Raw genomic sequence first — 22995 nt, 5'->3', positions numbered from 1 at the left:
GCTTCACCTTGGTCGAGCTGGTCGTCATCATCGTGGTGCTCGGCATATTGGGCGCGGTTGCCGCGCCGCGCTTCTTTGACCGCAAGGGCTTTGATGCGCGGGCCTATACCGATCAACTGCGCGCCATGCTGCGTTACGGCCAGAAGATCGCCATTGCCCAGAGCCGCAACGTGTATGTGCGGGTGAACGGCTCCAGCGTCGCTCTGTGCTACGACGGCCTGTGTACCGCTCGCGTCACCGCGCCGGGCGGCGCCAACAGCGGCTCCAGTGTGACGCAGTCCAATTGCGGCAACGTTGGCACCTGGGCCTGCGAAGGTGTCCCCAACGGACTGACGCTGTCCACCGCCCTGGTTTTCTATTTCGACCCCACCGGCCAGCCTTTCGCGGCGGTCAACGTGCCGCCCACGCTCACCTCGACCTTTACCGACCTGGTGCTGTCGGTCGCCGGTGACGGCGGCACGCACAGTGTGACTGTCACGGCGGTGACCGGCTATGTCTATTAAACCCATCGCGCGCGCCCAGGCGGGCCTCAGCCTGGTGGAGCTGGTGATGTTCATCGTGATCGTTGGCATCGCCGTGGTCAGCGTGCTCCAGGTGCTGGGCATGGGTGCGCGTTCCAGTCCCGACCCGATGCGCCGCAAGCAGGCGCTGGCTGTTGCCGAGGGCTTGATGGAAGAAGTGCGGCTGGCCCGCTTCACGTTTTGCGACGGCAACGATCCGCTGGCCGAGGATCCTGCCACGGACAGCCCCGCCAAATGCGGGACGGCGGAAGGCGTGGGCCTGGAGCCCGGCAATACCCGCCCCTACGACAACGTCAACGATTACGTGACCGCCTTCGGCACGCCGTTGGCTTACGCCACGGACGCCACCGGCAACGCTTTCCCTGCCGGCTACGCGGCCACCGTCTCCATCGTTCCGGACAACACCCTCGGCCCGGCCGGCGCCCAGATTCCATCCGATGCATCGGCAGGTAATATGAACGTGCTGCGCATCACCGTGACGGTCAGCTACAACGGCGGCGACAACGTGGTGCTGGACAGCTACCGCACGCGCTATGCGCCGAGGTCGCCATGAACGGGATGCGTGACGCGCGCGGGTTCACGCTGGTCGAAGCCATCATCGTCATGGTCGTCACCGGCATCTTGGCAGGCATGGTGGCGGTGTTCCTCAAGACGCCGGTGCAGAACTACGTCGACACGGCGGCGCGCGTCGACATGACCGATGTCGCCGACCTGACGCTGCGCCGCATGACGCGTGAACTGCGGCTGGCGCTGCCCAACTCCGTGCTGGTGTCGGCCGACCGCCGAACCCTGCAATTCCAGATCGCCAAAACCGGCGGGCGCTACATCGACATCAGCGATGCGCCGCCGGCCACGCTGCTGCCGCTGGATTTCGGCCCGGCCTCCAGCCTGCAATTCGACATGGCCGGCGCCGCGCCCACCGGCCGCCAGCAAATCCTGCCCAACGATTGGATCGTGGTGTACAACGTCGGCGTAGCACCGGCCGACGCCCGGACCTTTGGCAATGCCGCGCGCGTCACGGCGGTGGCCGGCACGCGCATTACGCTGGCCAGTAATCCATTCGCGACCGCTTCGCCATCAATGCCGTCGCCGAACTACCGTTTCCAGGTCGTGAGCGGCACGGTCACCTATGTCTGCGTGCCGGTGGCGGGCGGTGGCGGCACGCTGACGCGCAGTTTCACCAACCAGATTATCGGTTTGAACGGACTGGGTGCGCCGCCGTTCGGCGCTCCGGCGTTGCTGGCCAATCTGGTTTCGAGCTGCGGTTTCGATTACACGGCGCTGGCCAATACCAACACGGCACTGGTCAGTGTGTCGTTGGCGCTGGCGCGCAGCAATGGCGAGAGCATCAATCTGGTACGCCAGGTTCACGTGGATAACACACCATGAAGACTATCCGCACGGCGCCACGTCGCGCCACCGGCCTTTCGATAGTCACGGCGCTGTTCCTGGTGGTGGTGCTGTCGGCGCTGGCCGTGGCGATGATGACGTTGACCACCACGCAGCAGACCAGCTCGGCATTGGACTTGATGGGCGCGCGCGCCTACGAGGCAGCCCGCTCCGGCGTCGAGTATGGCCTGTACCAGCAGCAAATCAACAGCAGTTGCGTCGCCAACCGCAGCTTCGCGCCGGGCGGGACGTTGTCGGCCTTTACCGTCACGGTGCAGTGCACCGTCAACCCCACGCCGGGCATGGGCACCAGCATGAACCGGATCGTCGTCACGGCCACAGCCTGCAACCAGCCGGCCGGCGGCGTTTGTCCGAACGCTGCCCCCACCAGCCCGGACTATGTGCAGCGTACGGTCACGGTGCAGTTCTGAGAAGGCCAGCATGCGAGCGACTATCCACTTCCCGAACCCCGCGCCGCGCTGGCTGGCCTGTCTGCTGGCGCTGCTGTGCTGCCTGGCGGCCGGCGTGGCGCGCGCCGACTCGCCGATCACCTTGTTCAAGAGCTTTGCGGGCAACGTCAGCTTCACCGGCACGCAAAAGACCATGCGCACCAACGACAACAGCGCTCCCTGCGCCGTCAATACCGGCACCATGACCATGGCGCTGACCGGCATTCCTTCCGGCGCCACCGTCCTGAACGCCCAGCTGTACTGGGCCGGCTCCAGTTCGACGCCGGACTACACCGTGACCTTCGACGGCGCCGCCGTGACCGCGCCCAGCAACCGCAGCTACACCTCGGCCACGGTGGGCTACGATTTCTTCGCCGGCGCGGTGGACGTGACTTCGCAGGTGGTGGCCAAGGGCAATGCCAATTACACCGTCGGCGGGCTGACCATCAACAACGGCAGCCCGTATTGCGCGGTGGAGGGCGTGCTGGGCGGCTTCCAGCTGCTGGTGGTGTATTCGCATTCCAGCCAGACCTTCCGGGTGTTGAACGTCTACGAGGGCTTCCAGTACATCCGCAATTCGGCGGTGTCGCTGACGCTGGCCAACTTCAAGATTCCCGCGCCGATCGGCAACCTGACCGGCAAGATCGGCCACATCACGTGGGAGGGCGACACCACGCTGTCCGGTGGCGGCGAGATCCTCAGGTACAACAGCGTCGAGATGGTCGATGCGCTCAACCCGTCCGGCAACCAGTTCAATTCGGTCTCCAACATCAACAACGACAGTTCTTCCTACGGTATCGACTTCGACGCCTATACGGTGTCGTCGCCGACCATCAAGGCCAACCAGACATCGGCCCGCAGCGACTACCAGTCCGGCCAGGACCTGGTGCTGATGAACGCCGAAGTGATCGCCGCGCCCAATGTGCCGGCGGCCGACCGCGCCGTGTCGATGACCTTGCAGACGCCGCTGCAGCCTTCGCAGGTCAGCAACTACATCATCAGCGTCAGCAACAACGGCCCGCTGGCCGAGGGCGGTCCGACCAAGGTGGTCGATGTGCTGCCGGCGGCGCTGATCTTTTCCAGCGCCAGCGGCACCGGCTGGAATTGCGGCATGGCCGGACAGAAGCTCACCTGCACCTACAACGGCACGATGGCGGCCGGCGTGACGCTGCCGCCGATCACGCTGCGGGTGACCACGGCCGCCGCCGCCAGCGGCCTGGTCACCAACAGCGCCACCGTCAGCGGCCAGCTGTTCGACTACTATGACGGCAACGATACCTCGACCGTCAGTTCGCTGGTGGGCGCGGCCGCGTTCGCGCCGAGCTATGTCTTCACCGACGTGCCATGCGAAAACGGCCTGTCGTTCGGCGATCCCGGCCAACCGTGCAAGCTGGTCGATTTCACCACCGTGCAATACCTGGCCAACAAAGACATTCCGGTGTACCTGACGTTCGTGGTGTCGAACGTGCCGACCGCGCTGTCGAACTCGGACAGCACACTCAAGATCAAATACGCCTTGTCCTGCCACGATCCGATCCAGGATGCCGGCGTGCGCGCCACCTTCGCCAAGGTCGGCGGCGCCACCAGCACGCTGCCGCTGTGCGCCGGGTCCGGCGCAGTGCCGGCGCAGAATTCGTCCACCTGGACCGGACTGAACGACGTGGTCATGAAAGGCGGCAAGGCCAGTTCGGTCGACCAGTACAATTTCCATTACGCGGACGTGGGGCGCATCGAGTTCCTGGTCAGCGACAATACGGCCCGCTTCGGCACCAGCGGACCGTTCGTCGAGCGCCCCGAGCGGCTGGCGCTGATCGCTCCGGCGTCCAACCAGGCCGGCTCACCGGCTTCGCCCACCGACCCCAAGTTCGTCACCGCCGGCACGCCGTTCGGCCTGACGGTCAGCGCGCTGATGTACGGCGGCGCGGCGGCGCCCAATTTCGGCAGGGAGAGCGCGCCGGTGCAGATTCAGCTGATCACCAAGGCCGCCAAGGACCAGAGCGGCGACCGGCTGGACGACATGCATGCCGACCCCAGCGATCCGTCCAACCCGCTCGACCCGACCGACCCGGAGGCGGAGCTGGTTTTGAGCGGCGGCTTCGGCGCCTTCAGCGGCGGCAGCGCCACCGGCAATGCGTTTTCCTATGCCGATGTGGGGGTGTTGGAGATTACACCGAAGATCCTCCCGGTATCCCCGGCCACCACAGGGAACTATTTGGGCAGCGGCGACGTGCAGTCGGTATCGATCAACGTCGGCCGTTTCGTGCCGGACCATTTCGATACGGTGCTGACGGGGCTGATGGCGTGCGATCCGCTCGGTATGAGTTGCCCGGCCTCGGTGACCGGCATGGCGTATTCACGCCAGCCGTTTGCGACCAGGGTGACGGCGTATAACTTGCAAGGCGCCGTCACGCTCAACTACCGGCGCACGCTGGCGCGCGCGGTGCAACTGTCGGCCTGGTCGGCGCCCGGCACCACCACCACCGCCAATCCGCCGGCCGCGCCGGCCGGCGCGGCGCTGAGCGCCAACAACCTCGCCGCCACCGATTTCGTCATGGGCGTGGCCAGCGCCAGCCCGCTCTACACCTTGCCCAACGCCTTTGTCGCCACCGCGCCGTACGCCAACAACTGGGTGCCGCCGACCATGGTGTACGTGCGCGCCGCCGAGACCGGCACGCCCAACGACGGCGTCAGTTCGCTGCGCAGCGGCGCGGCCGAAGGCGGCGTGGCGGTGGTGGCGGGCCGCCTGTTCGTGCCGAACGCCTACGGCTCGTCGAGCCTGTCGGTGGCGCTGGCCTTGGGCGCGCAGTACTACGGCCAGAGCACCGTCGGCGGCGCCACCGTGCTGGCCTGGCGCAACAACGCCAGCGACAGCGTGACCGCGTTGACGCCGGCATCGAACTTCCAATACGCCAGCTGCCTGCTGGCCTGTCCGACGCTGGCGCCCAATTCGGCGGCGTCATTGACGATGAGGCTAGGCGCCGCCACCGCCGCGCTGAAGGCCGGCAGCACCACCGGCAAGAGCGGCGCCAACGTCACCGTCGTCAACGGGCCGGTTTGGCTGCCGACCAGTCAGGGGCGGGTAACCTTCGGTGTTTATCGCAGCCCGGTGATTTTCTTGCGGGAAGTGTATTGAATCCGCGTCACTTTATTTGGGTTCCGAGCAATAAGAGGGCAAACTGGAGGCAAGGTCAGGAATTGCCACGATAGTGTAATGAAAGTTGAATATAATCAACGACGTGCGGCGATTACTGAATCTCGTGCTTAATCATTTGAGACATTCGATGCGTTTATTTGGAAAAGCGGAGAAAAAGAATGGCTGGCTGGCCATCGGCCTGACGGCGGACGGCGTGCAGGCGGCGGCGATCGAGCGCCGCACCGGCGCCTTGCCGCGCGTGCTGCTGGCCGCTTCCTACCCGGGCCAGGCCGACCAGGCCGGCGCCAGCCTGGCGCGCCTGGGCAAGGAATTGCAGGCCGGCCGCTACCGCTGCACCACGCTGCTCGGCGCCGGCGGCTACCAGCTGCTGATGGTCGAGGCGCCCAATGTGCCGGAGGCGGAAATGAAGACCGCCCTGGGCTGGCGCGTCAAGGACATGATCGATTTCCCGCTCGAGCAAGCCACGCTCGACATGGCGATGGTGCCGCAGGCCAGCGGCTCGAACCAGGCGCGCCAGGCGTTCGCGGTGGCGGCCCGCAACAGCGTGCTGCAGCCCTACCAGCAGCTGTTCGCCGACAGCAAGATCGCGCTGTCGGCCATCGACATCGGCGAAATGGCGCAGCGGAATATCTCGGCGTTGCTGGAGCCGGAAGGGCGCGGCCTGGCGCTGCTGGCCTTCGACGCCGACGGCGGCCTGCTGACCGTCAGCTATCAAGCCGAACTCTATCTGGCGCGCCGCATCGACATCACCCTGAACCAGCTGCTCGATCCCGACCCGGACCGCGTGCAGCACCTGCACGACCGCATCACGCTCGAACTGCAACGCTCGCTGGACCACTTCGAGCGACAGTTCTCGTCCGTCGCCGTGGCCAAGCTGATCTTGGCGCCGGTGGGCGAGGGCGCCTTGCGCGCCTATCTGGCCACCAATCTGTACCTGCCGGTGGAACAGCTGGACCTGGCAAGCGTGCTGGACCTGGAGCTGGCGCCGGTGCTGCAAGACCCGGCGCAGCAGTCCGGCTTCCTGCGCACACTGGGCGCGGCCCTGCGCGAGGAGGCGAGCGCATGAGCCAGCAAATCAACCTGTTCAGCGCCGCCACCCAGCGCAAGACCAATTACGCCGGCACGCCGGTGCTGGTGGCCGGCGTCGGCGTGCTGGCGCTGGTCTTGATCGGCATGTCGGCGCTGGCCAAGAGCGAGCTGGCCGCACTGGAGAGCGAGGCCGCCACGGTCAAGGCCGGGCTGGACCGCGGCGAGGCGCGCAGGACCGCCGCCACCGCCGCCTTCGTGGCGCCGCGCAAGAGCGAAGCGCTGCAACAGGAACTGGACCAGGCCGGCGCGCAATTGCGCAATCTGCAGCAAGTCGCCGCGATACTGGAGCAGGGACCGCCGGGCGCGACGCGCGGCTATTCCGCTTACTTCCGCGCCTTCGCTCGGCGCGGCGTGGAAGGCTTGTGGCTGACCGGCGTCACCATCCAGGGCAGCGGCGACGCGATCGGTTTGCAGGGGCGCGCGCTCAAGGCCAGCCTGCTGCCGGGCTACCTGAACGGCCTGGCCAGCGAGGCCGTATTGCGCGGCAAGACCTTCGGCCAGCTGGAAATGAATGAACCCAAGCCCGTAGCCGAGGCCGCCGCAGCCGGGGCCGCATCCGCGCCGGCGGCGCCGCGTTATGTGGAGTTCAGCCTGCAATCGGCCGCCGCAGGCGAACGCGGCAAGGTGGAGCAGCCATGAAAGCCTATTGGATCAAATTCGATACCTGGCTGATGGCCCTGAGCCAGCGCGAACGCCTGATGGTGGTGGGCGCCACGGCGGCGATGCTGGTATATGTGGTGTTCCAGCTGGTGCTCGACCCGGCCTACACGCGCCAGCGCGCCTTGCGCGCCGCCATGCAGCAGCAGCGGGTGCAGATTTCAGGCATCGATTCCGAACTGGTGCAACTCGATGTGGCCGCACGCCGCGATCCCGACCGCGAAGTGCGCGAACGGCTGGGCGCGTTGCAGCAGCAAAGCGCGGACCTGCGCGCCAGGCTGCGCAGCGCGCAAAAGGGGCTGGTCGCGCCCGACCGCATGGGTCCGCTGCTGCAGCAAATGGTGCAGGGCCACGGCAAGCTGCGCCTGGTGTCGTTGAAGACGCTGCCGCCGCAAGGCACGGTGGACGGTACTTTCGCCGCGCTGGATGTGCCGGAACCGGCGCCGGCCAAGGCGGCCGCAGCACCGCAGCTGACACCGGCCGCCATCGTGCAGGCGGCCGCCGCCTCGGCCAAACAGCCTTCCGCCGGCGCCGCTCCAGCCGGCACGCCGACCGCCACCCCCGCCGCCCCCGCGCCGTTGCTGTACCGCCATGGCGTGCAATTGGTGCTGCAAGGCAGCTACCTGGAGATGATCGATTATTTGGAAGCGCTGGAGGCCATGCCTACCCAGCTGTTCTGGGGCGCCGCCGCGCTCGACGCCGGACAATTTCCGCAAGCCCGGCTGACGCTGACCCTGTACACCCTGAGCCTGGACCAGAAATGGATAGCACTATGAACCGCCGGCTGACATCGCTGTTGCCGCTGATGTTGCCGCTGATGCTGGCGCTGCCGGCGTCCGCGCAAAAGCTGGCCGACCCGACCCGTCCGCCGGCGCTGATGGCCGCGCCCGAAAGCGAGACCGCAACGGAAGGCGTCGCGGCCGGACCGCGCCTGCAATCGATCCTGATCGGCCGCGCGCCGGACGGGCGGCGGCTGGCGGTGATCGACGGCGCCACCCTGCGCATAGGCGGCAAGGTGGGCGACGCGGTGCTCGAACGCATCAACGACAATTCGGTGGTACTCCGCCGTGGCAAGACTCTGGAAACCCTGACCCTGTTTCCCAAACCGGCCGAGGCCGCTGACCCGACAGGGAAAAACAAATGATCCAACCTAAAAACTCCCTGCACCAACTGATGCGATGGGCCGGCGTGCTGGGAGCGGCCGCCGCGCTGGCGGCTTGCCAGACCCAGGCGCCGCGCGACACCTACAACACCATCGACCAGCAGGTGCGCGACGCAGCCGCCAAGGCCCACGCCCAGGCCGCCAGCTCGGCGGCGGTGGAGGCGGCGCTGCTGCCGCCGCCGGCCGCGACCATGGCGGCCGAGCTGCCCAAGGCGCGCGCGGTGATGGAGGAGCGCTTCAATGTGTCCTTCAACCAGGTGCCGGTGCAGCAGTTCTACAATTCCATCGTGGCCGGCACGCGCTACAACATGCTGATCCATCCGGACGTCAGCGGCACCGTGACCGCCAACCTGAAGGACGTGACGTTGTTCGAGGCGCTCGACGCGGTGCGCGAGATGTACGGCTACGACTACAAGGTGGAAGGCACGCGCATCTACATCCGGCCGCTGACGATGCAGAGCCGCATCTTCCAGGTCAACTACCTGAGCGCCTCGCGCAAGGGCACGTCCAATGTGCGGGTGTCGTCGACGTCGGTCAACACGGTGGGTTCGGTGGTGTCCGGACAGAGCGGCCAGAGCGGCAGCGGCGGCAACGGCCAGAGCAACCAGCCGCAGCAGCAGGGGCAGGGCAGCCAGCAGTATGCGATGGAAGACTCGAGCAACGTCAAGACCTCGTCGGCCACCGACTTCTGGACCGAGCTCAAGGAGGCGCTAGTGGCGCTGGTCGGTGGCGTCGGCGAAGGCCGCAGCGTGGTGATCAGTCCGCAGTCCGGAGTGGTGGTGGTGCGCGCCTTGCCGGAACAGCTGCGCAGCGTCGACCAGTATCTGAAGGCGACCCGCCTGGCCGTCGAGCGCCAGGTGATCCTGGAGGCCAAGATCCTCGAAGTCCAGTTGAACAGCGGTTTCCAGAGCGGCATCAACTGGGCCAGCTTCGCCTCGTTCGGCGGCGGCGGCAGCAATCGTTTGTCGGGCGGCTTCCTGGCGCCGGGCACCGGCCTGGCGCCGCTGCCGGCCGGCGGCGGCACGCCGGCGCCTATCGTCAGCGGCGGCACGGCGGGTATCTCGGCCATCACCGGTTCCGCGCTGGCCAACGCCGCCAACAACGCCGGCTCCTTGTTCGGCCTGGCGTTCCAGACCAGTAATTTCGCCGCCATGATTTCCTTCCTGGAGTCGCAGGGTTCGGTGCATGTGCTGTCCAGCCCGCGCATCGCGACCATGAACAACCAGAAGGCCGTGCTCAAGATCGGCACCGACGAGTTCTATGTGACCGGGGTCAGCACCACCACCAACTCCAACGTCAGCGGCAACACCACCAGCCCGAACGTGACCTTGCAGCCGTTCTTTTCCGGCGTGGTGCTGGACGTGACGCCGCAGATCGACGACGAAGGCAACATCATGCTGCACGTGCATCCGTCGGTCAGCCAGGTGTCGACCGTGAACAAGATCGTCAACCTGGGCAGCGCCGGTTCGCTGCAACTGCCGCTCGCGGCGTCGAGCACGTCGGAGATGGACAGCATGGTGCGCGGCCAGGACGGGCGCATCGTCGCCATCGGCGGCCTGATGCGCCAGTCCAGCGTCGACGACAACAGCCAGGCGCCCGGCATCGGCAGCCTGCCGGTGCTCGGCGCCCTGTTCCGCAACACCGAACGCAGCACGCAGAAGCGCGAGCTGGTGGTGTTGATCAAGCCCACCATCGTCGATGGCGCGGCCAGTTACGCGCAGGATCTGGACGACGCCAGCCGCCGGGTCCAGCAACTGGCGCCGCCTGCGGGAGGAGGCAAATAAATGTACCAGGCCCATTTCGGCTTGGGCGAGATGCCGTTCGGGATCACGCCTGACACCAGCTTCTTCTTCACCAGCCCGCATTCGCAGCAGGCGCTCAACACGCTGCTGGTGGCGGCGCGCAGCGGCGAGGGCTTCATCAAGATCACCGGCGAGGTCGGCACCGGCAAGACGCTGCTGTGCCGCAAATTCATGGCGACCCTGGGGCCGGGTTTCGTCACGGCCTACATCCCCAATCCCTACCTGGAGCCGCGCACGCTGATGCTGGCGCTGGCCGATGAACTGGAACTGCCCTTGCAGCGCGACGTCGACCAGCACCAGTTGCTGAAGTCGCTGACCTTGCGCCTGATGGACCTGGCGCGCGAAGACAAGCAGGTGGTGATGTGCCTGGACGAGGCGCAGGCGATCCCGCTGCAGAGCCTGGAAGCCTTGCGCCTGCTGACCAACCTGGAAACCGAGAAGCGCAAGCTGCTGCAGATCGTGCTGTTCGGGCAGCCGGAGCTGAACCAGCATTTGCAGACCAACTCGATCCGCCAGCTGGCGCAGCGCATCACTTTTCACTACCACCTGGGGCCGCTCAGCCGCGACGATCTGGAATATTATCTGGCCCATCGGCTGCGCGTGGCGGGCTATACCGGCAGCCGTTTGTTCAGCCGCAGCGCCATCGGCCGCCTGTTCAAGGCCAGCGGCGGCATACCGCGCCTGGTGAACATTATGGCAAACAAGTCGTTAATGCTATGCTTCGGCGAAGGCAAGCAGCAGGTGACGCGGCGTCATGTGGACATGGCGGCGCTCGATACCGTGCCGTCGAGGGCGGGCTTGCGGTGGCAATGGCTGATGGCCGGCGTCAGTTTGCTGATCGCCGCATGCGGTCTGACTTGGGCGTTGACGAAATGAGTTTGATTAATAAAATGTTGCAGGACCTGGATGCGCGCGGCGGGGCGGGCGATGGCGCTTTGCGCCAGCAGCAATTGCAGGCGGTGAGCGGACAGGTGCGCGACAAGCGGCCGCTGCTGATCGGCGGCGCGCTGGTGCTGGTGCTGGTGGCGGTGGTGGTGGGCGGCGGCTGGTATGGCTGGGAATATTGGCGGGCCCATCGCGCGGCCGCGCAGCCGGTTGTCGTTGCTGCCGCGCCCGCCAAGGTGGCAGAACGCGCGCCGACTCCTGCGACCTCGGCGGTCCAGGCAAGCGCGCCAGCGCCGGCTGATGTGCCGAATCCAGCGCCAGTGCAAGCGTCGGCGCAGGCTGCGACGGCGCCTGCCGTCGAGCGCGCGTCGTCAACTGCAGCTGCGGCGGCCAAGGCCAAAGTCGCGGCGATGCCGGAAGCGGCGCCGGCCGAACCCGCGCCGCGCAAGCCCGCCGCCGCGCCCGCCGAACGCAAGCCGGCCCGCCAGGCAGCCACGCACAGCGCTGACGACACGGCCGGGGTGGGCACGATCACGCACGACATCAGCCCGCAGCAGATGGCGGAAAACACCTATCGCCGCGCGCTGGTGGCCTTGCAGGAAGGCCGCATCAGCGCCGCGCTGGCCGATCTCGACCGCGCGCTGGAAATCGACCCGCGCAACGAAGCCGCGCGCCAGACCAACATCAGCCTGCTGCTGGAACAAAAGCGCAACGACGACGCCGTGCGCCAGTTGCGCCTGGCGTTGGGCATCGATCCGCGCCAGCCGGGGCTGGCGATGGTGCTGGCGCGCTTGCAGTTGGAGAAGGGCGGTCCGGCGCTGGAAACCTTGATGACGAGCTTGCCGTACGCCGGCAGCAGCGCCGAGTACCAGGCCTTCCTGGCCGGCGTGCTGCAACGCGAGCAGCGCCACACCGAAGCGGCGCAGTATTATCGCGAGGCGCTGAAGCTGGCGCCGCGCAACGGCGTCTGGTGGATGGGGCTGGGCATCTCGCTGCAAGCCGACATGCATTTGCCGGAAGCGCGCGAAGCCTATCGCCGCGCGCGCGCATCGAACGGCCTGACGCCGGAGCTGCAAGCCTTCATCGACCGCAAGATCGATTCCCTGTCGCGCTAGTGAGCTAGAGGCTGGCCTGCTGGCCCCAGATCTGCTTCATGCTGAAGCGGATCGAGGCCTCGTCCTCGCTCAAGGCCTCGGCAATAGTGCCGGCCTCGTCGGTTCCGTTGCGCAGCGGAGCCGGCGTCAGCACCGCCCCCGACGGATCGCGCAGGCAATGGATCAGCACGCCCCCGGCGCCGCCCGGACGGCGGCAGATCACGCCGATCTCCCCGCTCTGCAAACGCACCAGCGAACCCGGCGGGAAGTCGCCCAGCTCGCGCCGGAACACCTGCGCCAGCATCGGGTCGACCGGCGCCACCTTGTCTTCGATCAGGTTGCGCAGGGCCAGGTTGGGCAGGATGGAGCGGCGGTAATTGCGCGCCGACACCTGCGCGCAATAGCGGTCGGCCAGGCTCAGCAGCTTGGCGTTCTGCGTCACCTCGGGACTGGCGACGCCGGCCGGATAACCGCTGCCTTCGTCATTCTCGTGGTGCAGCAGCACGCAGGAAATCCACTCGTCGTCCTCGATGCCGGCGCACTTGAGCATGTCCACGCTTTCCTCCGGATGGCGGCGGACGATGGAGATTTCCTCGCTGGTCAGCGGCGTGTTCTTGTTCTGGAAGGTGTCGTTGTGGCGCAGCATGCCGACGTTCATCGTCAGCGCGGCCGCCGTCACGGTCAGCGTGTCGGCCGCGTTCTTGTCGAGGCTGCGGGCGATCACCACCACCACCACGGCCGTCTCGATGCAATGGCGCACCGCGTAGCTGCCGGCGATCTGGCACAGGAAGATGCAGGCCAGCGCGATATCGGGATTGAGGTCGACCGCGTGGATCACATCGCGCGCGATGTCGCGCAATTCGCTTTCGGCATTGTGTTCGTTGCGCAGGTTTTGCAGCAGCCGCTCCAGCCGGCGGTTGGACTGGTTGAGCAGATGCAGCACCGATGGCGGCGGTTCTTGTTCAGCGAACTCGCCCGCCATGAGCGGCGCGTCCGCCTGGTTGGTATCGGCCATGATTCTTGTCCCTGAATTAAACTTTGCCCAGTCGCTCCAACGCGAGTGCCAGGGTCTCATCTTTCTTGGCAAAGCAGAAGCGGACGATGCCCGATTCCTTGCCTTGCTGGTAAAACGCCGATACCGGTATCGCCGCCACCTTGATCTCGGTGGTCAGCCATTCCGCAAACTCCGCTTCCGTTTGCGTTGAAATTTTGTCGTAGCGCACGCACTGGAAATAGGTGCCGTCGGCCGGCAACAGTTCGAAGCGCGAGCCCTTCAGGCCGGCGCGGAACAGGTCGCGCTTGCGCTGGTAGAAGGCCGGCAGTTCCAGGTAGGGCGCGGGATCGTCCATGTAGCTGGCGATGCCGTGCTGCATCGGCGTGTTGACGCTGAAGACGTTGTACTGATGCACCTTGCGGAACTCTGCCGACAGCGCCGGCGGCGCGGCCACGTAGCCGATCTTCCAGCCCGTGACGTGATAGGTCTTGCCGAAGCTGGAGACGACGAAGGCGCGCGCCGCCAGTTCCGGATGGCGGCACACCGATTCGTGGCGCTGGCCGTCGTAGACCATGTGTTCGTAGACTTCGTCCGACAGGATCAGCACGTCCGTGCCGCGCACGATGTCGGCCAGCGCCTCCAGGTCGGCGGCGCGCAGCACGCTGCCGGTGGGGTTGTGCGGGGTGTTGATGACGATCAGGCGCGTCTTGCCGTTGACGGCGGCCGCCACGGCGGACCATGGCACGCTGTAGCCGTCGGCGCCGGCCTGCATCTGCACCAGCACCGGCACGCCGCCGGCCAGCGTAATCGCCGGCACGTAGCTGTCGTAGCTCGGTTCGATGACGACGACCTCGTCGCCCGGATGCACGCAGCACAGGATGGCGGTGGTCAGCGCCTGGGTGGCGCCGGCGGTGACGGTGATGTCGGTGTTGACGTCATACTGGTGGCCGTAGATGGCCTCGATCTTGGCGACGATGGCGTGGCGCAGCGCCGGCGCGCCGATCATCATCGGGTACTGGTTGAAATCGGCCTGCATGGCGTCGTTGACGGCTTGCAGCAGGCTGCGCTCGCAGGAGAAATCGGGGAAGCCCTGGCCCAGGTTGACGGCGTTCGCCTGCGCGGCCAGCGTCGACATGCGGGTGAACACGGTGGTGCCGACGGCCGGCAGGCGGCTGCTCAGGATGGGCGTGATCGGCGTGCTGCTCGGCAGATTATTGCGGCTATTCATGGCGGCTGTGTAGTGGACAGATAGCCTATTCTAGCTCAGCGCGCCGGGTTTGGTGTGGTGAAAAAACCTTAAGCTTCCGGGCTCCACGCCTCTGGCACCATGACCTTGAACATGCCGGCCTTGGCCAGCCGGCGCGCCAGTTTCAGCAGCGCCTTGTCCTTGGTGATGAGGATGGCGGCGTTGGCGTCGCGCGCCACTTCGAGGAACTTCTGGTCGTCCTTGTCGGTGCAGACCGGCAGGCGGATGCCGGACTCGGGCGGGGCGACCACGGTGATCAGCTCGTCAAAGCGGGCGGCGGCCAGCGGACGGGACTCGTCGTCCAGCGGCAGGTGCTTGTAGTGCAGCACGATGTTGTACTCGTCGCGGCAGTCGGAGCGGGTGATGGCTTCGACCGTGCCGTCTTCCAGCGCGGCCAGCAGCGCGGCCCAGCGCGGGTCCTTGAACACGAACAGGTCGAGGCAGACGTTGGTATCGATAACGATGCGCGTCGGTGTGAGTTTCTCTGGAACAGGTATCATGTGCTTAGTTCGTAAAAATATTTATCTGGAATCTTATGCTGATAGTGCTTTCGCCTGCAAAAAGTCTCGACCTGGAGACCCCTCCGACCACCAAGTTGCACTCCCAACCTGATTTTCTCGACCACTCGGCCCAGCTGATTACCCGCCTGCGCGAGTTTTCGCCGGTGCAGATCGGCGAGCTGATGGACCTGTCCGACAATCTGTCGGCGCTCAACGTTGCGCGCTACGCATCGTGGACCCCGGACACCACCGAAGGCCGCCAGGCCGTGATGGCCTTCAACGGCGACGTCTACGGCGGCCTGGACGCGCGCAGCCTCAAGCCGGGCCAACTCGATTATGCGCAATCGCGCATCCGCATCCTGTCCGGCCTGTACGGCATGTTGCGGCCGCTGGACCTGATCCATCCGCACCGGCTGGAAATGGGCACCCGCCTGGCCAACCCGCGCGGCAAGGACCTGTACGCCTTCTGGGGCGAGACCATCACCCAGGCGTTGAATAAAACCGCGGCCGAGCAGGGCGCCGAGACGCTGGTCAACCTGGCGTCCGAGGAATACTTCAAGTCGGTCAAGCCCAAGCTGCTGGACGTGCCGGTGATCACGCCGCAGTTCGAAGACTGGAAAAACGGCAAATATAAGGTCATTTCGTTCTACGCCAAGCGCGCGCGCGGCCTGATGGCCCGTTTCGCCGCCGTCAAGGGCATCACCGATCCGCAGAAACTGAAGAAATTCAACGTCGACGGTTATGCGTTCGACAAGAAAGACTCCGACGACAAGACCTGGATTTTCCGCCGCCGGGTCGAATAAACCGCCGGGGTCAGATCTGACATTCGGACACGAGCTCTGCCGTAAGCACTCTTACAGCAGAGCTCGTGTCCGAATGTCAGATCTGACCCCACTGTAAAACGGGGTAAATAATAAAAAACCGGGACCTGGGTCCCGGTTTTTGTCAGCTTTTAACTTAATTCCAGAGTTTCCACCAGTGACGTTCGGCTTTTTTGCCTTCGTCCAGGAACTTGCTGGCAGGGTAGTTCAGCTTGAACACGCGCATGGTGTCGTCGCGCAGTTCGGTCATGCCCAGCTTGTCGTAGCTGCGGATCATGATGAACAGCGCTTCTTCGATCGCCGGCGAGTCGCGGTAGTCGTTCATGATGCCCATGGCGCGGTTGGCCGCTGCCAGGTAGGCGCCGCGACGGTAGTAGTAGCGCGCCACGTGCACTTCATACGAAGCCATCGCATTGATCAGATAACGCATACGATCCAGCGAATCCGGCGTATACTTGCTGTTTGGGAACTTGTCCACCAGCTGTTTGAAGGCCGCGTAAGCTTCGCGCGTGGCTTTCGGGTCGCGTTCGGTGGCGTCCTGCTCGTAGATGAAGTTCAGGAAACCGATCTGGTCGTTGAAGTTGATCAGGCCGCGCAGGTAGTACATGTAGTCGACGTTGGCGTGGTTCGGGTGCAGCTTGATGAAGCGCTCCACGGCTGCCAGCGCCTGGGCCTGGTCCTGCGATTTGTAGTAGGCGTAAGCGATCTGCATCTGCGCCTGTTGGGCGTAAGTGCCGAACGGATAGCTCGATTCCAGCTTCTCGTACAACTGAATTGCGCGTTCGTAGTGCTGGCCATCCAGCTCTTCGCTCGCCTCCGAGTATAATTTCGTAGCGCTCCAACCTTTAGTCTCGTCGATTTTCTCCGAGAACAAACCGCAAGCGGACAAACTAAGCAGAACCAACGTTGCTGCGACTACTTTCAATTTTTTTTGCATATGTTTTGCAAGAAGCTGTTTAACCAAAGTTTTACAATAGGCTGATTATAGCCGATGGGAATGCTGTGATATTAACTCCAAAGCCGAATTTGGCCGAATCTTCCTCCGATCATGAATCCGACGCCGACCTGCTGCACATCGAGGACGCGCAAGACGGCGATTTTGGCGAAGACGACGGCCTGGCTCCGATCCAACTGGAACTGACCCCCGAAGTCTGCGGCCAACGCCTGGACAAGGTGATTTCCCACATGGTCCCGCAATTCTCGCGCGGCCGCCTGCAAATGTGGATCACCGACGGCTTCGTCACTGTCGATGGCAAACCGGCCAAAAGCACCAAGGACACCGTCTACGGCGACGAGAAGATCGTCATTCTGCCCCAACCGGCGCCGGAAGACGAGGCTTTTAAACCGGAAGCGATGGAACTTAACATCGTTTACGAAGATGAGCACCTGATGGTCATCAACAAGCCGGCCGGCCTGGTGGTCCATCCGGGCGCCGGCAACTGGTCCGGCACGCTGCTGAACGGTCTGCTGCACCACTGCCCGCAGCTGTCGGGCGTGCCGCGCGCCGGCATCGTCCACCGCCTGGACAAGGATACCAGCGGCCTGATGGTGGTCGGCAAGACGCTGCCGGCCCAGACCGACCTGGTGCGCCAGCTGGCCGCGCGCACCGTCAAGCGCGAGTATTTCGCAATCGTGTGGGGCATGCCGCGCATTAGCGGTACGATCGACTCGTCGATGGGGCGTCACCCGAAAGACCGCATCAAGATGGCGGTGTCGACCGGCATGGGCTCCAAGCCGGCCATCACCCACTACCAGGTGCTGGGCGGCGGCAAGCTGGGCGAAGGCCGTCCCGTGACCTTGGTGCAGTGCCGCCTGGAAACTGGCCGCACCCACCAGATTCGGGTGCACATGATGTCGATCGGCTTCCCGCTGGTGGGCGACACCACCTACGGCAAGCAGCACCTGGCCGATTACTTCCCGCGCCAGGCACTGCAGGCGCGCCGCCTGGGGCTGGTTCACCCGGCCACCGGCGAGCAATGCGAATGGACCGTGCCGCTGGCCGACGATTTTGCCGAGTTGCTGGCCCGCGCCGGCATCGAGGTACCGGAAGGTATTTGATGTCCACCCCGTCACATTGGCTGATCCCGCATTGGCCCGGCTTGCCGGACAATGTGGGCGCGCTGTCGACCACGCGGCGCGGCGGCGTCAGCCCGGCGCCGTATGACGACGGCATGGGCGGCGGCGGCCTGAACCTGGGTACCCATGTCGGCGACCAGCCGCACCATGTGGCCCGTAACCGCGACATCCTGCGCGCCTTGCTGCCGGGAACGCCGGCCTGGCTGTCGCAGGTGCACGGCACCACGGTGGTCGATGTGGCCCGGATCGGGCCGCAGGACGTGCCGGAGGCGGACGCCAGCTTCTCGGCCACGCCGGGCAAAGTGTGCGTGGTCATGACCGCCGACTGCCTGCCGGTGCTGTTTTGCGACGTCGAAGGCAAGATCGTGGCGGCGGCGCATGCCGGCTGGCGCGGACTGGCCGGAGGCGTGCTGGAAAACACCGTGGAATCGATGCGCGCGGCCGGCGCCGGCGAGCTGATGGCCTGGATGGGGCCGGCGATCGGCGCCTACCAGTTCGAGGTGGGGCCGGAGGTCAAGCAGGCTTTCCTGAGTGGTGTGGTCGATGCCTCGGGCGCGCGCCACGTGGAAGCGGCGTTTACGCCCATCGAGGGCAAGCCCGGCAAGCATCTGGCCGATATTTACGCGCTGGCGCGCTACGTGCTGCATCGGGCCGGCGTGAAGCAGGTGCACGGCGGCGAGTTCTGCACCGTGTCCAATTCCGGCCGCTTTTACTCTTATCGGCGCGACGGCGTCACCGGACGGCAGGCGGCCTTGATCTGGCTCAAATGAATCACACCGGCGCTGGCTTAGTCTTCCGCTTCGGTTTGGGCTGCGGCCTGGCGGGCCTCGTGTGCCGCCAGTTCGGCTGCGCGGCGCCGGGCTTTACGCTTGCCGGTGCCCGCGATATAGATCAAAGTGCCTAATGGCAGCACGCAGTAGAACAAAAACGTTACAATTCCCGCAACGACGGTGGGCTCGGTCAGAGCCATCAGTCCGACCACGTAGATCCAAGCAATAGCAACAATCAGCATCAGCAGCCCAAGTAAAGATATTTAAACTATTTTTAGGGAATCAAACATGAATTTGCCAGATCCTCAAGCCATTGCCAACGCCTGGATGTCGCAGATGAGCGACCCCGGACAGTGGCAATCCTGGTTCAATATGGCGCCCACCACGGACGCCAATCCGCTGGCCGCCATGATGCAGGATGTGGGTGCCTCGGTAAAGCCGGAGGCCATGGAGCAGCTGAAAAACCAGTACATGCAAGATTTTGGCGATTTGTGGCAGGAGTTTTTGTCCGGCAAGTCGCCCGATGTGGCCGACCGCCGCTTCACTTCGTCCGCCTGGCAGGGCAATCCCATGTCGTCGTTCAACGCGGCATCATACCTGCTCAACGCCAAATTCCTGAACGCCATGGTCGACACGGTGGAAACCTCCGGCCAGCAAAAGCAGAAAATCCGCTTTGCGGTGCAGCAGATCATCGACGCCATGTCGCCGGCCAACTTCCTGGCCACCAATCCCGAGGCGCAGCAAAAGCTGATCGAAACCAAGGGCGAGAGCCTGACCAAGGGCCTGGCCAATATGCTGGCCGACATGAACAAGGGCCATATCTCGCTGTCCGACGAATCGGCGTTCGAGGTGGGCCGCAACCTGGCCACGACCGAAGGCACGGTGGTGTATGAAAACCCGCTGTTCCAGCTGATCCAGTACAAGCCGGTCACGGCCACGGTGCACCAGCGCCCGCTGCTGATGGTGCCGCCGTGCATCAACAAGTTCTACATCCTTGATTTGCAGCCCGAAAATTCGCTGGTGCGCTATGCGGTGGAGCAGGGCAACAGCGTGTTCCTGATCTCGTGGAGCAATCCCGACCAGTCGCTGGCCGGCACCACCTGGGACGATTATGTCGACCAGGGCGTGATCGAAGCGATCCACGTGGTGCAGGACATCAGCGGCCAGGACCAGATGAACATGCTGGGCTTCTGCGTCGGCGGCACGCTGGTGTCGACCGCGCTGGCGGTGCTGGCGGCGCGCGGCGAAAAGCCGGCCTCCAGCCTGACCCTGCTGACCACCTTCCTCGACTTCAGCGATACCGGCGTGCTGGACGTGTTCGTCGACGAAGCCCAGGTATCGATGCGCGAGCAGCAACTGAAGGGCGGCGGCCTGATGCCCGGCCGCGACCTGGCCAGCACCTTCTCCAGCCTGCGTCCGAACGACCTGGTGTGGAACTACGTGCAGTCCAACTACCTGAAGGGCAACGAACCGCCGCCGTTCGATCTGCTGTACTGGAATTCGGACAGCACCAATCTGCCGGGCCCGATGTTCTGCTGGTACCTGCGCAATACCTACCTGGAAAACAAGCTCAAGACCGGCAAGCTGAAGGTGGCGGGCCAGAAGGTCGACCTGAGCAGCATCGACGCGCCGGCCTTCATCTACGGCTCGCGGGAAGACCACATCGTGCCGTGGATGTCGGCGTTCAGCTCGATGAACATCCTCAATCCGGGCAAGGTCAAGGCCAACCGCTTCGTGCTGGGCGCCTCCGGCCACATCGCGGGCGTGATCAACTCGCCGGCGAAGAACAAGCGCAGCTACTGGACCAACGACAAGCCGCTGGGCCGCGCCGTCGCCAAGCCGCAGGATGGCGAAGCATGGATGGCCGGCGCCACCGAGAATCCCGGCAGCTGGTGGCCGGAGTGGGCCGCCTTCCTGGCCGAGCACGGCGGCAAGGACGTCAAGCCCAAAGCCAAGCCCGGCAATGCCCGCTACCATGCCATCGAACCCGCCCCTGGCCGCTACGTGAAGGTACGTGCAGATTAATTTCAGCAGGGAAAAAGCATACTATTGTCGATCTGTAAATTTGGTTGCGTTGCAATAAAACCTAAAAGTTATATCAGATTGTGCAAGACATGCTTTTTCCCCTCTATAATAGAAAAAGTAGGCTAGTGGGAAAGCGGACCGAAGTTCGCTTTTTTTTCGAATTGTTAAAGTACGCGCTGCGGCGCAATAAGTGGACTTGTGATGAGTAGTGCGAAAAAAAATGCTGAACGTCTGATTAAGAAATACCCGAATCGCCGTCTGTACGATACGCAGACCAGTTCCTACATCACGCTGACGGACGTCAAGCAGCTGGTGCTGGACAACGAAGAATTCACCGTGGTCGACGCCAAGAGCAATGAAGATCTGAGCCGCAGCATCTTGCTGCAGATCATCCTGGAAGAAGAGGCCAGCGGCGCGCCGATGTTCTCCAGCGACGTGCTGGCGCAGATCATCCGCTTCTACGGCCATGCCATGCAGGGCATGATGGGCTCGTACCTGGAAAAGAACGTCCAGGCCTTTACCGACATCCAGCGCAAGTTCACCGGCACCACGGCCGGCGGCCTGGAAGGCAAGCCCTTCAGCCCGGAAATGTGGACCCAGTTCATGAACGTCCAGGGCCCGATGATGCAGGGCATGATGAACAACTACATCGACCAGAGCAAGAGCCTGTTCGTGCAGATGCAAGAACAGATGCAAAGCCAGAGCAAGAACATCTTCGGCACCTTCCCCTTCGTTCCGGGCGTGCCGCCGACCGATAAGAAGTAATCCTTCACGGTCCGCAGCATTCAAGACGGCACAGCCACTTCGGTCGCTGTGCCGTTTTTGTAGCCAAGTTACAAAAACTCCCAGAATTTCGTTGACACCAGAATTTCTTCAGTAGTACTATCGACAACATCAGTGGAAGCGCTTCCACTTCACGATCAGACGAAGGAGTTGCTGTGGTTGTTGATGCATCAGTTGCACTGGAACAGACGTTCTCGCCGCCGGCCGATTCGGTCCTGTGGAACAAGGATTTCCTGCTGGGCGCCGCCACCGCGGCCTATCAAATTGAAGGCGCCGTCGCCGAAGACGGCCGCATCCCCTCGATCTGGGACACCTTCTCGGCCACGCCGGGCAATACGCTGGCCGGTGACACCGGCGCCGTCGCCTGCGACCATTACCACCGCTGGCCGGAGGATATCGAACTGCTGGCCAGCCTGAACGTCGGCGCCTACCGCCTGTCGATCTCCTGGCCGCGCGTGATGACCGAAGGCGGCCAGCCGAATCAAAAGGGCATCGCCTTCTACCGCAAGCTGCTGACGGCGCTGCGCGCCCAAGGGTTGAAGACCTACGTCACGCTGTACCACTGGGACCTGCCACAACACCTGGAAGACAAGGGCGGCTGGGTCAACCGCGACACCGCCTACCGCTTCGCCGAATACGCGGACATGATCAGCAAGGAGCTGGCCGGCCTGGTGGACGCCTGGGCCACGCTGAACGAGCCGTGGTGCTCGGCGATGCACGGCTACGGCACCGGCCACCACGCGCCGGGCAAGCAGGACGTGGTCTTCGCCACGCAGGCCATGCACCATCTGCTGCTGGGCCATGGCTTGGCGGTGGCGCACCTGCGCGCCAACGATCCGGCGGCGCAAGTGGGCATCGTCGCCAACGTCGGCCGCGGTACCAGCACCGGCAGCAGCGACGCCGACCAGCGCGCGGCCTGGCTGTTCGAGCTTCAGCACAATAACTGGGTCCTCGATCCGCTGCTGAAGAAGTCCTATCCGTCCGCGCTGTGGGAACTGTGGCCGGGCGCCGAGCCGCTGGTGCTGGCCGGCGACATGGATATCATCGGCAGCAAGCTCGATTTCCTCGGCATCAATTACTACTTCCGCACCAACGTCGTCAGCGACGGCAAGCACGGTTATCACGAGGTGGACCTGGAAGGCGTGGAACGCACCCAGATGGGATGGGAAGTTTACCCGGACGGCCTGCGCCACTTGCTGGTCGGCTTCCACCGCGACTATCCGAACCTGCCGCCGATCTACATTACCGAGAACGGCATGGCCACCGACGACGAGGTGATCGACGGCGAAGTCGACGACCGCCAGCGCATCTCGTTCCTGAACCGCCACTTGGAGGCGGTCAATCAGGCGGTGAAGGCGGGCGTCGATATACGCGGCTACTTTATCTGGTCGCTGATGGACAACTTTGAATGGGCCTTCGGATACGAGCGCCGTTTCGGTATCATCCATGTGGATTATGCGACCCAGAAGCGCACCTTGAAGCGCAGCGCCAGGCTGGTGGCGGATTTCCTCGCTAAACGGGACTTCAAATAATTGAACTTCCGTCAGCCATCCGAATAAAATGGGCGCTCGACGCCCA

The 22995-nt window shown here is 64.5% G+C and carries 23 protein-coding genes; 18 read left to right on the top strand and 5 right to left on the bottom strand.

The window, feature by feature from the left end:
• The first annotated feature begins 8 nt into the window (after window positions 1–8).
• The 12 genes from RUGAMON1_RS14155 (at window position 9) to RUGAMON1_RS14100 (ending at window position 12223) form a co-directional block, all read left to right on the top strand.
• Window positions 9–503 (top strand): pilus assembly FimT family protein, encoded by a 495-nt coding sequence (locus RUGAMON1_RS14155; RefSeq protein WP_445231112.1) that lies wholly within the window; start codon window positions 9–11, stop codon window positions 501–503.
• Window positions 493–1074 carry a type IV pilus modification PilV family protein gene (locus tag RUGAMON1_RS14150; protein ID WP_445231111.1) on the top strand — a complete coding sequence of 194 codons (582 nt, stop codon included), beginning with the start codon at window positions 493–495 and terminating at the stop codon, window positions 1072–1074. The genes RUGAMON1_RS14155 and RUGAMON1_RS14150 overlap by 11 nt, the downstream gene beginning before the upstream one ends.
• Entirely contained in the window at window positions 1071–1910 is an 840-nt protein-coding gene (locus tag RUGAMON1_RS14145) for a prepilin-type N-terminal cleavage/methylation domain-containing protein (RefSeq protein ID WP_445231110.1), read from the top strand. The genes RUGAMON1_RS14150 and RUGAMON1_RS14145 overlap by 4 nt, the downstream gene beginning before the upstream one ends.
• The gene (locus RUGAMON1_RS14140; RefSeq protein ID WP_445231109.1) at window positions 1907–2341 is read left to right on the top strand and encodes an agglutinin biogenesis protein MshP; all 435 of its coding nucleotides are present in this window, start codon (window positions 1907–1909) and stop codon (window positions 2339–2341) included. The genes RUGAMON1_RS14145 and RUGAMON1_RS14140 overlap by 4 nt, the downstream gene beginning before the upstream one ends.
• 10 nt (window positions 2342–2351) lie before the next feature.
• Window positions 2352–5492, top strand: coding sequence for a DUF6701 domain-containing protein (locus tag RUGAMON1_RS14135; RefSeq protein ID WP_445231108.1), 3141 nt, complete (start codon window positions 2352–2354; stop codon window positions 5490–5492).
• Between the two features lie 148 nt (window positions 5493–5640).
• Window positions 5641–6579 carry an agglutinin biogenesis protein MshI gene (locus tag RUGAMON1_RS14130; RefSeq protein ID WP_445231107.1) on the top strand — a complete coding sequence of 313 codons (939 nt, stop codon included), beginning with the start codon at window positions 5641–5643 and terminating at the stop codon, window positions 6577–6579.
• On the top strand, window positions 6576–7241 hold the full coding sequence (locus RUGAMON1_RS14125; RefSeq protein ID WP_445231106.1) for a PilN family protein: 666 nt from the start codon (window positions 6576–6578) through the stop codon (window positions 7239–7241). Before RUGAMON1_RS14130 ends, RUGAMON1_RS14125 begins: the two co-directional genes overlap by 4 nt.
• Window positions 7238–8035 (top strand): type II secretion system protein M, encoded by a 798-nt coding sequence (locus RUGAMON1_RS14120; RefSeq protein WP_445231105.1) that lies wholly within the window; start codon window positions 7238–7240, stop codon window positions 8033–8035. The genes RUGAMON1_RS14125 and RUGAMON1_RS14120 overlap by 4 nt, the downstream gene beginning before the upstream one ends.
• Complete coding sequence (locus tag RUGAMON1_RS14115) at window positions 8020–8403, top strand: MSHA biogenesis protein MshK (protein WP_445231104.1); 384 nt, start codon at window positions 8020–8022, stop codon at window positions 8401–8403. Before RUGAMON1_RS14120 ends, RUGAMON1_RS14115 begins: the two co-directional genes overlap by 16 nt.
• Complete coding sequence (gene mshL / locus RUGAMON1_RS14110) at window positions 8400–10205, top strand: pilus (MSHA type) biogenesis protein MshL (protein WP_445231103.1); 1806 nt, start codon at window positions 8400–8402, stop codon at window positions 10203–10205. The genes RUGAMON1_RS14115 and mshL overlap by 4 nt, the downstream gene beginning before the upstream one ends.
• Window positions 10206–11099: an ExeA family protein gene (locus RUGAMON1_RS14105; protein ID WP_445231102.1), complete on the top strand. Its 894-nt coding sequence runs from the start codon at window positions 10206–10208 to the stop codon at window positions 11097–11099.
• A complete protein-coding gene (locus tag RUGAMON1_RS14100) occupies window positions 11096–12223 on the top strand; it encodes a tetratricopeptide repeat protein (protein WP_445231101.1) in 1128 nt (375 codons plus the stop codon). Before RUGAMON1_RS14105 ends, RUGAMON1_RS14100 begins: the two co-directional genes overlap by 4 nt.
• A gap of 4 nt (window positions 12224–12227) precedes the next feature.
• On the opposite strand, the gene RUGAMON1_RS14095 is transcribed toward RUGAMON1_RS14100, so the two are convergent.
• The 3 genes from RUGAMON1_RS14095 to RUGAMON1_RS14085 form a co-directional block, all read right to left on the bottom strand.
• Window positions 12228–13217, bottom strand: a complete 990-nt coding sequence (locus tag RUGAMON1_RS14095) for an HD-GYP domain-containing protein (RefSeq protein WP_445231100.1) — start codon at window positions 13215–13217, stop codon at window positions 12228–12230.
• A gap of 16 nt (window positions 13218–13233) precedes the next feature.
• Entirely contained in the window at window positions 13234–14424 is a 1191-nt protein-coding gene (locus RUGAMON1_RS14090; protein WP_445231099.1) for a pyridoxal phosphate-dependent aminotransferase, read from the bottom strand.
• 68 nt (window positions 14425–14492) lie between these two features.
• The gene (locus RUGAMON1_RS14085; protein ID WP_445231098.1) at window positions 14493–14942 is read right to left on the bottom strand and encodes a putative toxin-antitoxin system toxin component, PIN family; all 450 of its coding nucleotides are present in this window, start codon (window positions 14940–14942) and stop codon (window positions 14493–14495) included.
• 35 nt (window positions 14943–14977) lie between these two features.
• Between RUGAMON1_RS14085 and yaaA the strand changes: the two genes are divergently transcribed.
• On the top strand, window positions 14978–15745 hold the full coding sequence (gene yaaA / locus RUGAMON1_RS14080; RefSeq protein WP_445231097.1) for a peroxide stress protein YaaA: 768 nt from the start codon (window positions 14978–14980) through the stop codon (window positions 15743–15745).
• A 154-nt stretch (window positions 15746–15899) separates the two neighbouring features.
• Here the strand turns inward: yaaA and RUGAMON1_RS14075 are convergent, their stop codons facing one another.
• Window positions 15900–16700, bottom strand: a complete 801-nt coding sequence (locus RUGAMON1_RS14075; RefSeq protein WP_332856112.1) for an outer membrane protein assembly factor BamD — start codon at window positions 16698–16700, stop codon at window positions 15900–15902.
• 89 nt (window positions 16701–16789) lie between these two features.
• Between RUGAMON1_RS14075 and RUGAMON1_RS14070 the strand changes: the two genes are divergently transcribed.
• Window positions 16790–17821, top strand: coding sequence for an RluA family pseudouridine synthase (locus tag RUGAMON1_RS14070; protein ID WP_445231096.1), 1032 nt, complete (start codon window positions 16790–16792; stop codon window positions 17819–17821).
• On the top strand, window positions 17821–18609 hold the full coding sequence (gene pgeF, locus RUGAMON1_RS14065; RefSeq protein ID WP_445231095.1) for a peptidoglycan editing factor PgeF: 789 nt from the start codon (window positions 17821–17823) through the stop codon (window positions 18607–18609). Before RUGAMON1_RS14070 ends, pgeF begins: the two co-directional genes overlap by 1 nt.
• A gap of 17 nt (window positions 18610–18626) precedes the next feature.
• Here pgeF and RUGAMON1_RS14060 read toward each other — a convergent pair whose 3' ends face one another.
• Window positions 18627–18851: a hypothetical protein gene (locus RUGAMON1_RS14060; RefSeq protein WP_445231094.1), complete on the bottom strand. Its 225-nt coding sequence runs from the start codon at window positions 18849–18851 to the stop codon at window positions 18627–18629.
• A 46-nt stretch (window positions 18852–18897) separates the two neighbouring features.
• On the opposite strand from RUGAMON1_RS14060, the gene phaC reads away from it, so the two are divergent.
• From phaC to RUGAMON1_RS14045, 3 genes are all read left to right on the top strand, one after another.
• Window positions 18898–20634, top strand: coding sequence for a class I poly(R)-hydroxyalkanoic acid synthase (phaC, locus tag RUGAMON1_RS14055; protein WP_445231093.1), 1737 nt, complete (start codon window positions 18898–18900; stop codon window positions 20632–20634).
• Window positions 20635–20835: 201 nt separating this feature from the next.
• On the top strand, window positions 20836–21399 hold the full coding sequence (gene phaR / locus RUGAMON1_RS14050; protein WP_020706485.1) for a polyhydroxyalkanoate synthesis repressor PhaR: 564 nt from the start codon (window positions 20836–20838) through the stop codon (window positions 21397–21399).
• Between the two features lie 173 nt (window positions 21400–21572).
• On the top strand, window positions 21573–22949 hold the full coding sequence (locus RUGAMON1_RS14045) for a GH1 family beta-glucosidase (RefSeq protein WP_445231092.1): 1377 nt from the start codon (window positions 21573–21575) through the stop codon (window positions 22947–22949).
• Window positions 22950–22995 lie beyond the last annotated feature (46 nt).

Origin of the sequence: Duganella rhizosphaerae (assembly GCF_040364205.1) — a bacterium.
Classification (GTDB): domain Bacteria; phylum Pseudomonadota; class Gammaproteobacteria; order Burkholderiales; family Burkholderiaceae_D; genus Rugamonas; species Rugamonas rhizosphaerae.
The sequence above is the reverse complement of the archived record's forward strand: the minus strand, read 5'-3'. Positions and strand labels throughout refer to the sequence as shown.

Coding starts and splice junctions, on each gene's coding strand:
- mshL (WP_445231103.1), top strand. CDS start 8,400: ATGATCCAACCTAAAAACTCCCTGCACCAACTGATGCGATGGGCCGGC.
- RUGAMON1_RS14060 (WP_445231094.1), bottom strand. CDS start 18,851: ATGCTGATTGTTGCTATTGCTTGGATCTACGTGGTCGGACTGATGGCT.
- RUGAMON1_RS14115 (WP_445231104.1), top strand. CDS start 8,020: ATGGATAGCACTATGAACCGCCGGCTGACATCGCTGTTGCCGCTGATG.
- RUGAMON1_RS14095 (WP_445231100.1), bottom strand. CDS start 13,217: ATGGCCGATACCAACCAGGCGGACGCGCCGCTCATGGCGGGCGAGTTC.
- RUGAMON1_RS14105 (WP_445231102.1), top strand. CDS start 10,206: ATGTACCAGGCCCATTTCGGCTTGGGCGAGATGCCGTTCGGGATCACG.
- RUGAMON1_RS14090 (WP_445231099.1), bottom strand. CDS start 14,424: ATGAATAGCCGCAATAATCTGCCGAGCAGCACGCCGATCACGCCCATC.
- RUGAMON1_RS14145 (WP_445231110.1), top strand. CDS start 1,071: ATGAACGGGATGCGTGACGCGCGCGGGTTCACGCTGGTCGAAGCCATC.
- RUGAMON1_RS14135 (WP_445231108.1), top strand. CDS start 2,352: ATGCGAGCGACTATCCACTTCCCGAACCCCGCGCCGCGCTGGCTGGCC.
- yaaA (WP_445231097.1), top strand. CDS start 14,978: ATGCTGATAGTGCTTTCGCCTGCAAAAAGTCTCGACCTGGAGACCCCT.
- pgeF (WP_445231095.1), top strand. CDS start 17,821: ATGTCCACCCCGTCACATTGGCTGATCCCGCATTGGCCCGGCTTGCCG.
- RUGAMON1_RS14130 (WP_445231107.1), top strand. CDS start 5,641: ATGCGTTTATTTGGAAAAGCGGAGAAAAAGAATGGCTGGCTGGCCATC.
- phaR (WP_020706485.1), top strand. CDS start 20,836: ATGAGTAGTGCGAAAAAAAATGCTGAACGTCTGATTAAGAAATACCCG.
- RUGAMON1_RS14085 (WP_445231098.1), bottom strand. CDS start 14,942: ATGATACCTGTTCCAGAGAAACTCACACCGACGCGCATCGTTATCGAT.
- RUGAMON1_RS14075 (WP_332856112.1), bottom strand. CDS start 16,700: ATGCAAAAAAAATTGAAAGTAGTCGCAGCAACGTTGGTTCTGCTTAGT.
- RUGAMON1_RS14100 (WP_445231101.1), top strand. CDS start 11,096: ATGAGTTTGATTAATAAAATGTTGCAGGACCTGGATGCGCGCGGCGGG.
- RUGAMON1_RS14140 (WP_445231109.1), top strand. CDS start 1,907: ATGAAGACTATCCGCACGGCGCCACGTCGCGCCACCGGCCTTTCGATA.
- RUGAMON1_RS14120 (WP_445231105.1), top strand. CDS start 7,238: ATGAAAGCCTATTGGATCAAATTCGATACCTGGCTGATGGCCCTGAGC.
- RUGAMON1_RS14125 (WP_445231106.1), top strand. CDS start 6,576: ATGAGCCAGCAAATCAACCTGTTCAGCGCCGCCACCCAGCGCAAGACC.
- RUGAMON1_RS14150 (WP_445231111.1), top strand. CDS start 493: ATGTCTATTAAACCCATCGCGCGCGCCCAGGCGGGCCTCAGCCTGGTG.
- phaC (WP_445231093.1), top strand. CDS start 18,898: ATGAATTTGCCAGATCCTCAAGCCATTGCCAACGCCTGGATGTCGCAG.